13 protein-coding genes and 1 pseudogene are annotated in these 11,406 nt (G+C 35.6%); 7 read left to right on the forward strand and 7 right to left on the reverse strand.

The features are described from left to right. Positions 1 to 5 precede the first annotated feature (5 nt). Both def and CW357_RS14130 read right to left on the reverse strand, forming a co-directional pair. A complete protein-coding gene (def, locus tag CW357_RS14125) occupies positions 6 to 581 on the reverse strand; it encodes a peptide deformylase (RefSeq protein ID WP_027625331.1) in 576 nt (191 codons plus the stop codon). Next, on the reverse strand, positions 574 to 765 hold the full coding sequence (locus CW357_RS14130) for a helix-turn-helix transcriptional regulator (protein ID WP_027625332.1): 192 nt from the start codon (positions 763 to 765) through the stop codon (positions 574 to 576). Before CW357_RS14130 ends, def begins: the two co-directional genes overlap by 8 nt. A 285-nt stretch (positions 766 to 1,050) precedes the next feature. Between CW357_RS14130 and CW357_RS14135 the strand changes: the two genes are divergently transcribed. Continuing rightward, complete coding sequence (locus CW357_RS14135) at positions 1,051 to 1,410, forward strand: HNH endonuclease (RefSeq protein WP_042357510.1); 360 nt, start codon at positions 1,051 to 1,053, stop codon at positions 1,408 to 1,410. A gap of 111 nt (positions 1,411 to 1,521) precedes the next feature. Then, positions 1,522 to 2,061: a P27 family phage terminase small subunit gene (locus CW357_RS14140; RefSeq protein ID WP_124218380.1), complete on the forward strand. Its 540-nt coding sequence runs from the start codon at positions 1,522 to 1,524 to the stop codon at positions 2,059 to 2,061. On the opposite strand, the gene CW357_RS14145 is transcribed toward CW357_RS14140, so the two are convergent. After that, the gene (locus CW357_RS14145; RefSeq protein WP_124218381.1) at positions 2,017 to 3,222 is read right to left on the reverse strand and encodes a spore germination protein; all 1,206 of its coding nucleotides are present in this window, start codon (positions 3,220 to 3,222) and stop codon (positions 2,017 to 2,019) included. The genes CW357_RS14140 and CW357_RS14145 overlap by 45 nt on opposite strands. 500 nt (positions 3,223 to 3,722) lie before the next feature. On the opposite strand from CW357_RS14145, the gene CW357_RS14150 reads away from it, so the two are divergent. Then, positions 3,723 to 5,144 carry an alanine/glycine:cation symporter family protein gene (locus CW357_RS14150; RefSeq protein WP_119414414.1) on the forward strand — a complete coding sequence of 474 codons (1,422 nt, stop codon included), beginning with the start codon at positions 3,723 to 3,725 and terminating at the stop codon, positions 5,142 to 5,144. 95 nt (positions 5,145 to 5,239) lie between these two features. On the opposite strand, the gene CW357_RS18765 is transcribed toward CW357_RS14150, so the two are convergent. Then, positions 5,240 to 5,362, reverse strand: a complete 123-nt coding sequence (locus CW357_RS18765) for a hypothetical protein (protein ID WP_255416286.1) — start codon at positions 5,360 to 5,362, stop codon at positions 5,240 to 5,242. 177 nt (positions 5,363 to 5,539) lie between these two features. On the opposite strand from CW357_RS18765, the gene CW357_RS14155 reads away from it, so the two are divergent. The 3 genes from CW357_RS14155 (at position 5,540) to thpR (ending at position 7,737) form a co-directional block, all read left to right on the forward strand. Then, the gene (locus CW357_RS14155; protein WP_119414417.1) at positions 5,540 to 5,917 is read left to right on the forward strand and encodes an SET domain-containing protein; all 378 of its coding nucleotides are present in this window, start codon (positions 5,540 to 5,542) and stop codon (positions 5,915 to 5,917) included. A gap of 233 nt (positions 5,918 to 6,150) precedes the next feature. Further along, positions 6,151 to 7,038: a DMT family transporter gene (locus CW357_RS14160; RefSeq protein WP_119414418.1), complete on the forward strand. Its 888-nt coding sequence runs from the start codon at positions 6,151 to 6,153 to the stop codon at positions 7,036 to 7,038. A gap of 129 nt (positions 7,039 to 7,167) precedes the next feature. After that, on the forward strand, positions 7,168 to 7,737 hold the full coding sequence (gene thpR, locus CW357_RS14165) for an RNA 2',3'-cyclic phosphodiesterase (RefSeq protein ID WP_124218382.1): 570 nt from the start codon (positions 7,168 to 7,170) through the stop codon (positions 7,735 to 7,737). Positions 7,738 to 8,170: 433 nt separating this feature from the next. On the opposite strand, the pseudogene CW357_RS14170 reads toward thpR, so the two are convergent. Continuing rightward, positions 8,171 to 9,060 (reverse strand): annotated as a pseudogene (locus tag CW357_RS14170) (PhzF family phenazine biosynthesis isomerase). A gap of 122 nt (positions 9,061 to 9,182) precedes the next feature. On the opposite strand from CW357_RS14170, the gene CW357_RS14175 reads away from it, so the two are divergent. Continuing rightward, positions 9,183 to 9,689: a YehS family protein gene (locus CW357_RS14175; RefSeq protein ID WP_124218383.1), complete on the forward strand. Its 507-nt coding sequence runs from the start codon at positions 9,183 to 9,185 to the stop codon at positions 9,687 to 9,689. A gap of 34 nt (positions 9,690 to 9,723) precedes the next feature. Here the strand turns inward: CW357_RS14175 and CW357_RS14180 are convergent, their stop codons facing one another. Next, complete coding sequence (locus CW357_RS14180; RefSeq protein ID WP_119414422.1) at positions 9,724 to 10,512, reverse strand: TatD family hydrolase; 789 nt, start codon at positions 10,510 to 10,512, stop codon at positions 9,724 to 9,726. Between the two features lie 141 nt (positions 10,513 to 10,653). Beyond that, the gene (locus CW357_RS14185) at positions 10,654 to 11,232 is read right to left on the reverse strand and encodes a cupin domain-containing protein (RefSeq protein ID WP_119414423.1); all 579 of its coding nucleotides are present in this window, start codon (positions 11,230 to 11,232) and stop codon (positions 10,654 to 10,656) included. Positions 11,233 to 11,406 lie beyond the last annotated feature (174 nt).

An 11,406-nucleotide genomic window follows, 5' to 3' on the forward strand; every position in this document is an offset into this window, starting at 1 on the left:
TGATCTCAGTATAAACTTTTACAGTTTTCTGGTAGTTTGAAAGGATTTTCTTTATTGATACGCTCATAAAACATAATTCCATTTAGGTGATCTATTTCATGTTGAATAACAATAGAGGAATAGCCATTGAGTTTTAATATTATTTCTTCTCCTTCTAAATTAAACCCTTTCACTTTAATTCTCTCATATCTTGGTACGAACCCATTTATATCTCGATCAACAGATAGGCACCCTTCACTTGGTGGTAAGTAAATCATAGAAACGGAATGGCTAATAATTTTTGGATTAATAAGGGTATATTCATGTTCTTTCCCCATCTCGTCAGTGAAATACGCTACAAACATTCGCTTATTCAAGCCAATCTGATTCGCGGATAATCCAACTCCTCCACGTAATTTATATTTTTTGGATAGAATGGGGTCTTGACTATTTTTTAAGAAATTCATCATACTAGTTAATGTTTCCTTATCTTCCTCAGGGGGAGGTACCATCACTTCCAGTGTTGGTCGATGTAAGATATCATTACCTTCCCTTACAATATCTTTCATTGTTATTATATAATTTGAATGAAATTTATTCATAAATAAACAATTCATCTACCTTTACTTTTAACGTTTTTGATAATTTGAAAGCCAGTTCCAGTGTGGGATCATATTTATCATTCTCTATACAATTTATTGTTTGTCTAACAACTCCACACTTCTTAGCAAGTTGCTCTTGTGTTATCCCCAATTTGTTCCGTATTGCTTTAATTTTATTTTTCAACAGTATCACCTATGTCAAAGATATTGGACATTGTTATTATAACAATGTCCAATAAACATGTCAATAACTTTGGATATTTTTGAAAATATCTATTGGTGGTTTTTGTACGCAGTAATCTGAATGCTCGCAAAAGGTTGGCACACTTTGGCACAGTTTGGCATACGATGACACTGTTTGTCTGTAGTGAAAGTTATATAATGGTAGTATGGAATATTAATAAACAGAAGCCTTCACGGGAGAACCACTCCTGCGAGGGCTTTTTCTATGGGCAAAAGGAGGTGCAGTATGCCAAAGAAACCTAAGCGACCGTGCTCTTACCCTGGTTGCCCAGAGCTAACCGACAAGCGCTTTTGTGAAGAGCATAGCAAGAAGGAAGCTGCACGGTATGAAAAGTATGATCGTGACCCAGCAACACGTAAGCGTTATGGTCGTGCTTGGAAAAGAATACGTGACCGTTACATTGCAGCTCATCCTCTTTGTGAGGAATGCAAACGACAAGGAAAGCTGACCCCAGCAACCGAAGTGCATCACATTCTTCCTCTTGCAAGAGGAGGGACTGACGATAGAAGTAATCTGATGGCTCTTTGTACTCCTTGCCACTCTGCAATCACAGCAAGAGATGGAGATCGTTGGGGAACCCGGTAGGGGGAGTCAAATCTCTACAGCTTTTTAAATGTGCAACGGGCGTGGGGTAACGCGTGAAAATTCGCGGTTTCAAACGGGGTAATAGGCCCATCGATGAAAAGAGGTGAGTGAATGGCCAAAGATGGAACAAATCGAGGCGGCGCCCGTATAGGCTCCGGTCAAAAGAAAAAACCACTTGCTGACAAAATTGCTGAGGGAAATCCCGGTAAAAGAAAGCTTGAAGTCGTCGAGTTCAAGAATACTGCTGACCTGAAGGGGCAGGAAATGCCAAAACCAAGGGCCATGCTCTCCGCAGTGCAAAAGGATGGGAAAACCTTAGAAGCGAGTGAAATCTATGAAATTACATGGAAATGGCTTGAGGAGCGAGAATGTGCCCATTTGGTACTTCCACAGCTTCTAGAGCGATATGCCATGAGTGCGGCCAGATGGATACAGTGTGAGGAAGCAGTAACCGAGTTTGGCTTTCTAGCCAAGCACCCAACCACCGGCAATGCTATTCAAAGTCCTTATGTAGCGATGAGTCAGAACTTTATGAGTCAGACAAACAGGCTATGGATGGAGATATATCAAATCGTTAGGGAGAACTGTGCTACAGAGTACTCTGGTTTAAACCCACAGGACGATGTGATGGATTATGGCAATGACCATTAAGGGAGTTACAATACCTGCTTGAACAGCAATTTCACCAATAACAATACCACCTACAATCCCAATGGTTTGACCAATTTTTCTAGGTAATCTTGTCCCAGCCTCTTGCAATATTTCGTAAAATAATGCAATTAATAATGCTTCAACTAAAGAAGGGAAAGGAACACCTTCTCTTGAGGCAGCAATGGTAAATAACAACTGCGTCGGTATCAATTCAGGATGATAGGATACGAGTGCTACATAAAGGGCCGGTAAAAAAAGTGTCATATAGAAAGAAACAAATCGCAAAAATCGTAATAATGTACTTATCAGCCATCTTTGGTTGTAATCTTCAATAGTTTTAAGGGAATCTCCAATCGTTATTGGCATAAGAAGAGCGAAGGGGGAACCTTCTACGATAATGCTAACTTTTCCCTTTAATAAATTATAGGCAACTCTGTCAGGCCTTTCTGTATCAAGTATTTGTGGAAATGGCGATAAATTACTGTCCTCAATCCATTGTTCAATAAATCCTGAATCTGGGGCAAAATCAACATTAATTGTTTTTAATCGCTGAACGACTTCATCTACTATTTCTTGTTTAACTTGTCCCTCAATATGACAAATCGCAACCTTTTGATTAGAATGTTTTCCAACTTCCATCATATTAATACGAAGATTTGGGTCTTTGATTTCCCTTCGTAGAAGCGCGAGATTAAATTTTAAATTTTCCACAAAACCGGACCTAGAACCGCGTATAACAGCTTCAGACTGTGGTTCCTCAATGGCACGAAATTCACCACCACTCGTCCCTAACTGAATAGCTAGGTCACAATTATCTAAGAGAACAACTGTATCTCCGCTTAATAAGGTTTTAATCACTTGATCGAGTTTTTGGGATTTTTTTATTTCAGTTAGTGCGATCATTTCTTCGTAAACCGTATCAAACAAATTTCCTTGAATGTCCTTTTTATTCAGCTCAAGAATTCTTAAGATGTTATTATTTACTTGCTCCTCGTTTACAAGTCCTTTCATATAAATCATGGCAAATTTATGTTCAATAATTCCAATGCTACTTTTTCGGATAATTAAGTCAGCTGGGCTTCCAAGGATCTTTTTTATGGTTTGAATATTATCTTCCAAACTTTTTTCAAGATAGCTTTTTTCAAATGAAGAATTGCTCATTTTATAACTCCTGTTCAGATACTGTCCTCATGCTTATGTTTTCTCAATTTCATAACATTAATACACTAATTGGTAAGTAAAAATTAAAAATATTGGTTTTGTACACTGTTGAAAATTACATACTAGGCTTTTCAAAAAGAGGAAGTGTTAACTGTATATTTTTATGGCAATTCTTATTTGAAGAAGATAAATTAGCAACGGTTTCAGTAAAATTAATAAGGAGTATAAATTCTGGACGGGTAACTTTAGATTGATATTCGAACTGATGATAGCTTTATATAATGACTGATAGTTTAGAATATTGACTTTTGAGTAAGTAATATAACAATAATTGAAGTTTAGTTATAATGATATAATTAATAAAGAGTGAAATAAAAAGAAATAACTATTATTTTACTTTATATTTGGTTTGTTATCAGTTTTCAAGATTCATATTTTAAAAGATGTGATTTTAGTCTTAAGGGACTAGAACAAGCTGTAGGAGGAGAAATTATAAAATTATGGATTGGTTCGATAGTGTATTAAATGAAGTAAATACATTTTTATATTCGTATTTATTAATAATATTGTTAATTGGAGCTGGATTGTTTTTTACCTTTAAAACAAAATTTATTCAATTTCGATTGATTCCTGATATGTTTAAACTTCTTACTGAAAAAGCTCCAAAAGACAAATCAGGAAAAAGAGGTATATCTTCTTTCCAAGCTTTTACGGTTTCAGCTGCTTCTCGTATTGGTACTGGGAACATTGCAGGTGTTGCAACAGCAATAGCAATTGGAGGACCAGGTGCTGTATTTTGGATGTGGATTGTTGCACTTATCGGTGGCGCATCTGCACTAGTCGAAAGTACATTGGCACAGGTATACAAAGTTAAAGACCATAGTACAGGAATGTTCCGTGGTGGCCCTGCTTATTATATGGAAAAAGGTTTAAATAAAAGATGGATGGGTGTACTTTTTGCCATTGTTATTACATTAACTTATGGTTTTGTTTTTAACGCTGTACAAGCAAATACGATTACAATTGCTTTTAAAGAAAGTTTTGGTACAAATCGATTACTAGTCGGTATAATATTATCCGTTTTAACAGCAGTTATTGTATTTGGCGGATTGAAACGTATTGTCAGTGTGACTCAAATTATTGTGCCCGTTATGGCGATTGCATATATCGTTATTGCACTTTTAGTTGTATTGATCAATTTTAAAGAACTTCCCAATGTGATTATTCTTATTGTTAAGTCTGCATTTGGATTACAAGAAGCATTCGCGGGAATGTTAGGAGCAGCAATCATGAATGGAGTTAAACGTGGTTTATTCTCCAATGAAGCTGGTATGGGTTCTGCACCGAATGCAGCTGCAACAGCATCAGTTACTCACCCAGTAAAACAAGGTCTGATCCAAACATTAGGAGTGTTTATTGATACTTTATTAGTTTGTACTTCAACTGCAGCGATTGTATTACTTAGTGATGCATATCTACAAACAAATGCAGCTTCGGTAAACTTAACTCAAGCATCGTTAGTTGGAATTCTAGGTGATTGGGCAGGCGTATTCTTAGCAATTGCTATATTTATGTTTGCATTTAGTACGGTAATTGGTAATTACTATTATGGTGAAATAAATATAGGGTTTATCAAGGAATCGAAAACGGCTCTATTGATATTCCGCATTTTGGTGGTAGCCTTTGTAATGTTTGGCTCAGTATCAAAAGTACAAGTTGTATGGGATTTAGCAGATCTATTTATGGCTATTATGGCGCTTATAAACTTGCTTGCTATTTTGTTACTATGGAAAGTGGCAAAACCTGTTATCAACAATTATTTGGCTCAACGTAAACAAGGTAAAGACCCAGTATTCTATAAAAAAGATGTACCGAATATTGGCGATGTCGAATGTTGGGACGATGAAGAAGAAAAACGTTAATATTGAATGAAAAAAACGAATCCCTTTTTGGTGGGATTCGTTTTTTTATTTTAAATTTAAGAAATCAGTAATATTCCAAACTACAAAATCTTGTATCAACACTTTCCACCGTCATTCTCCCAACGATCAATATCCCATCCATAGTCGTCCAATATCTCAGATGTCTCTTCGTTATTAGGATGAGTATCCGGTCTTGCTAGTAAAATAGTCAATGACATTTTATATCATCCTTTTTGGAAATAGATTGTATAACTATTTTATGCAACCTAGATGTATCTGTTCATAACATGGTTGTTTTTATAACATGTAAAATAATTTTTCAAAATAAAAAGAGCTTAATGGGCAAAATAATGGTACAGTTAAAAGAAAAAATATAAAAGTGAGTAGGTAAAAATATGATCGAGGTAAAAACATCTCCAATAAGTGATGGAGAATTTAATAGAGGCGTCTTTGCTACACGTGATATCAAAAAAGGTGAGATTCTACACGAAGCTCCAGTCATTGCTTATCCAAACGAACAACATCAATATATTGAGCAAACCTTATTAGCAGATTATGCTTTTGAGTATGGAATTGGTCGCTCCGCTATCCTTCTAGGATATGGAATGCTGTTTAACCATTCTTATGAACCAAATGCAACTTATGAGATTAATTTTAGAAATCAAACATTTGACTTCTATGCTCACACAGATATAAAAGCTGGAGAAGAAATTTTTATCAATTATAATGGTGATGTCGATGATAAAGATCCTCTTTGGTTTAATCAAGAATAATGAACGATTTATTTGAAAGCCGTTAGCGCACCTCTATTAGATGACGGTAAATGTCCATAGCATAGGCTAAAAATAAAGCCACGAAAATTTTACTGATTGTAAAATTTCGTGGTTTTCATTTTAGATTTTGTCCAACCTATATAGCTTTCCTGTGCTATGCTAATGGGCAAACACCTATTAAATAAAATCAGAACTGACTTAGTTTAAGTACGATTGTAGAAAGAAGGACTAACATGAAGAAATACATAGGAGAAATACTTTTGCTTTTAACAGCTATTATTTGGGGGAGTGGCTATATTGGTATGAAAGTAGGGTTAGCACATTTAACTGTCTTTCAAATAATGGCCGGTCGTTTTGCCCTTGCAACTATATTTTTAACTATAATTTTCCACAAAAATGTGAAGCTAATTACGAAGCGAGTCTTATGGAAGGGAATCATACTTGGTGTAATTCTATTTTTAGCATTTACTGTGCAAACGATAGGGCTTGACTATACAACGCCATCCAAAAACGCATTTCTAACTGCAGTAAATGTAATGATTGTTCCTTTGATCGCCTTTGTTATATATAAGCGAAAGTTTGATGGCTTTGAAATGTTAGCAGCTTTGTTAGCGATTATAGGAATTGGCTTCCTTTCCCTACAAGGCTCGATGCAGATGAATATAGGAGATTTCCTATCCCTCGCAAGTGCAATAGGATTTGCTTTTGATATTTTTTATACAAATATGTTTGTGAAGACTGAGGATGCCCTTGCATTAACAATTGTTCAACTATTCACCGCAGCGGTATTGAGTATAATTGCTGTCATTGTATTAGGAGAAGTACCAACAACAATTTCATCAGAGGAAGTTTCTGTTATTTTATACTTAGGCATAGTTTGTACTACTATTGCGTACGTATGTCAAAATATCGGCATGCAATATGCGGACCCAACAAAATCAGCTCTTATTTTATCTACGGAAGCACTTTTTGGAACAATTTTCTCAGTGATTATCTTACATGAAATCCTAACAAGCCGAATGATTATCGGTAGCTTCATCATCTTAATAGCAATAATTATTGCCGAAGTAAAGCCAGCATTTAAACACGAAAAGAAATTAGAGAGCAAGGTTCATAATTGATATTGGGGATGAATGGATGCACAAAAGTTTTGACATTATTTGAATGAAGCCATTTTTACAAGTACATGCTAGTTGATAACAATTACTTTTTAAGTTCTCACACTATATTATAAAAAGAAGCGTGATGAAGTGGAAAATAGTAAACATTATTTTTGGGCGGTTCAATTGCCTGATGATATTAAACAGAGTATTCAAGATAAGCTGCAAAGTCTTAAACAAAATTTCGCCTTTAAAAGGTGGGTACACAAGAGTGATTATCATATTACCCTTGCTTTTCTCGGAGCGATGGACGAGCAAAAGCAACATACTATAATCAATCTAGTAGGTAACTCGATTAAGGAAGAAAAAGCTTTTAATCTTACTATTCAAGGTATTAATATTTTCGGGAATCCAAAATCACCACGGATTTTTTGGGGCGCTGTTCAGCATGAAGATGCATTATTTAAACTTCAATCAATTATCCAGCAATCATGCTGTGATGCAGGATTTATTTTAGATAGTCGACCCTATAACCCTCACATTACTTTGGCAAAAAGATGGGGAGGGGACCAAGAATTTAATTCCGCATTTCTAGAAAAAAATAATCCTTTCCATGATAACTCTTTATCATTTATAGCTGATCGAATTGTTTTATATCAAACAAATTTAGACAAAGAGCCAAAATATGAGCCAGTTAAAACCTTTATGTTAAGAAGCTAATGATTGTCTTGATGGGATGAATCTGAGTTGTGCAAAAGGGAGCCCGAGTTGTGCAAAAGGGAGTCCGAGTTGTGCAAAAGGAAGTTTGAGTTGTGCAAAAGGAAGCCCAAGTTGTGCAAAAGAAACCCTGAGTTGTGCAAAAGGGACTGAGTTGTGCAAAAGGGAGCCCGAGTTGTGCAAAAGGAAGTCTGAGTTGTGCAAAAGGAAGTCCGAGTTGTGCTAAACAAAGCACCAGCTGTTTAAAGTAATTGCATCCGCTTTCCAAAAATCAAAATTGCATACTTTTGAAGTGGCTTACGTAGATTTCCATCTGACATGTAGCATAGAACCTACAATCCAAATAAAGAAAAATGTACACAGCTAAAGTCCAAATTTAGTAGTGTACATTTTTTATATGTGAAACATATATCTGAAGCTTCATAGAATCAATAGCTTATTCAACATCAATCATAAATTTTTTTACAAAAACAGCAGTGCCTGTAATAGCTATTTTTAAATCATCCTGATGTTGAATATGAACAATGACACGGCCATCTTTTTTTAATTCTTGTCCTTGTTCTACTATTAAATCATAATTTTCTTTTCGTGCGGGTTCTACGAATGTGGCATAATATGCACCCATTACCCCAGAGCCAGTACCTGTTACAGGATCTTCAATTGTTCCAGAGAATGGAGATGAAAAGTGTCTTGCATGCATATCGGCATCTGAAGCAAAGGCAGAAAAACTAAAAGGATGAACAGATGCTTTTGGCATTTCTTTTAAAATGTTAGGAAATGCTTCTGTATTGGGTTTCATCTTTTCAAAGGATTTGATATGTGCAATTGGGATGCAAAGTGTCCATTGCCCAGTGTTTCCATAAACAACGGGGTAACGAGCATCTATCTCATTTTCCGTAATATTTAATGCATTTGCCAAATCTTTTTGGAACCTCTAAATTCAGCGAACTGCGGAGCTATATGTTCCATATATACTTGATAATATGAAGTGTTTTTCGACACATGAATCGATAAAATACCAGCAAGAGTTTCTATCGTATAGGAATCTTTCTTTATAAGTCTCTCCTGTTCCAATAAAGCTACGATACTGGCCATTGTGGCATGTCCACATAAAGGTGTTTCGTGACCAGGTGTAAAATATCGAATCCTAACATCTGCAATATCAGATGATAAGGTAAAGGCACATTCATTAAAACCTATTGATTTTGCAATTGATTGCATTTCTTCTGTTGTTAATGTCTCGGAATTTAATATAATTCCAGCGGGATTTCCTTTACCTGGCTTTGTAGTAAAGGCATCATAATGATAAACTTCTATTTGGGACATTATTTATTCACCATCTTTTGGATTTTATTTCCAACATTTTATTTTATAATACTTGATTATTAGAACAAATACTAGTATGTTCTGCTGAAAAAATGGCGATATGTTTTATAGGAGGTTTTTAAATGGAAAATAACGATATTTTAATTAGACTAAGATATGCCCTTGATATTAAAGATGTAGATATGGTGGGAATTTTTAAACTTGGTGGTGTACAACTTACAAAGGAACAAGTGAAAAAAATTCTTACTAAATTGACAGAAGAGGAAATTGAAGAAACAGAAGATTATCTTAAATGCAATGATCGAATGTTAGAATCATTTTTGAATGGGTTTATCACTTTTAAAAGAGGACCTCAACAATCAAAACCAGGCCAATCAACCAATACAGTTCCTACGAACAATGCGAAAGATCATGTTAATAATATGCTATTAAAGAAACTAAAAGTGGCGTTACAACTAAAGACAGAAGATATGCTAGATATTCTTGATGATGGCGGTATTGCAGTATCAAAAGGTGAATTAGGTGCTATTTTAAGAAAACCTGGACATCGAAATTATAAAGAATGCGGCGATAATTTTGCACGGAAGTTTTTAAAAGGTTTAACTGTAAGATACCGAGATGTAGATTAAGATACAAAAAGCCCCCAAATGGAGGCTTTTTTATTTACAGTTGAAAGAATCGTTTAGTATTTTCAACGGAATGTTTTGCTATATCTTCAGCGGATACACCCATATATTTAGCGATTTCACCAGCAATATAGGGTAAGAAAGCAGGTTCGTTACGTCCGTGTTTTGGCTTTGGACGAAGAGTCCTTGGTGTTAGATAAGGGGCATCCGTTTCGACCATCAAACGATTGAGAGGAATATATTTCACTGCTTCTTGTAGATCTAGTCCACGTCTTTCATCACATATCCAGCCTGTTACCCCAATATGGAAACCCATCGATACATATTTTTTGACTTCAGTTGTATTTCCAGTAAAACAATGGACTACTGCTTTTTCGATAAGATCTGAATGGTTCTCCATGATTTCTACGAATCGTTCGTGTGCATCGCGAACGTGTAAGAAAATTGGCATGTCCAACTCTCTTGCTAATTCTAATTGGGCTTCAAAACATTCTTCTTGGATTTGTTGCGAAGAATACATCCGATTGAAATCTAGTCCGCATTCACCGATTGCTACCACTTCAGGATGTTGGGCTAATTGCTTTAAGCTTAGAATCGAATCTTGTGTAAATTCACTAGCTTCATGTGGGTGAATTCCTGCAGTAGAAAAGAGAATGTTGGGATATTGTCTTGCTATTGCAAGACTCTTCTCACTTCCGCCAACGCTTGAACCTGTTAGAATCATCTGTCCAACCCCGCTTTGAATTGCACGGTCTACTACTTCGTTTGAATCCTTTGCGAAACTTTTTTCTGTTAAATTTAAACCAATATCTATTAATGAATGCATTATTTGCCTCCTGCAATCTCTATATGTTCATTGTAGTGAAATACTTTGTACATGTCACTATTCGTAGGCTGAAGGATAGATTTATCGAAAAATGAATACGAAAAAAACAGTTGGAAGATGTTTAACTCTTCCAACTGCCTTTTAATGCTTCTCTTGAGCTTTCGCAATATCTTTAGTTTGTTGAACTGTGCCATACGGATGTTGAACAGGAGCATAGATTGAATATAGTTTAATAGGTTTGTTGCCTGTGTTAATGAGGTTATGCCATTTTCCTGCAGGTATGATAAAAGCATCATCACCATGAACTTCTCTACGGAAAGTTAGTTGATCTTTACTATCGCCCATTACAATAACACCTTGCCCATCTTCGATTCTTACAAATTGGTCAATATGAGGATGGATTTCCAATCCTATATCATCACCAACCTCAATACTCATAAGTGTTAGTTGTAAATGTTTACCTGTCCAAAGGGCAGTACGATACGTATTGTTTAGTTTAGTAGCGCTTGCTATATTGATAGCGAAAGGATTCTTTCCATAATCTCTCAACAACATTGACTCATTATTATTCATAGGTGTACTTACTAGTTGAGGCGTAGAAGTTTGTGGGTATGGCATAGCAACAGGTTGATACCCATGAGGTGATGGATACCAATTATAATAACCATGGGTTTGTGAATAGCAATGTGTACATGGATACCAATTATAGTTATTTTGCATTTTTATCAATCCTTTTCTTTGGCTTCCATCATCAGTATATTCGTCAATTTGAAAAGTGTGACAGATGTCTGAAGGTGGTAAGTGGCAAGCAATAAAAGGAATGTAAATACAAGAGAATAAGTTTCATCGATGCTTTCGAACTTTGGGCTCTTTGTAAATAGTTGGGGTGGGGAC

Source organism: Rummeliibacillus sp. TYF005, assembly GCF_003844195.1.
Lineage (GTDB): Bacteria > Bacillota > Bacilli > Bacillales_A > Planococcaceae > Rummeliibacillus.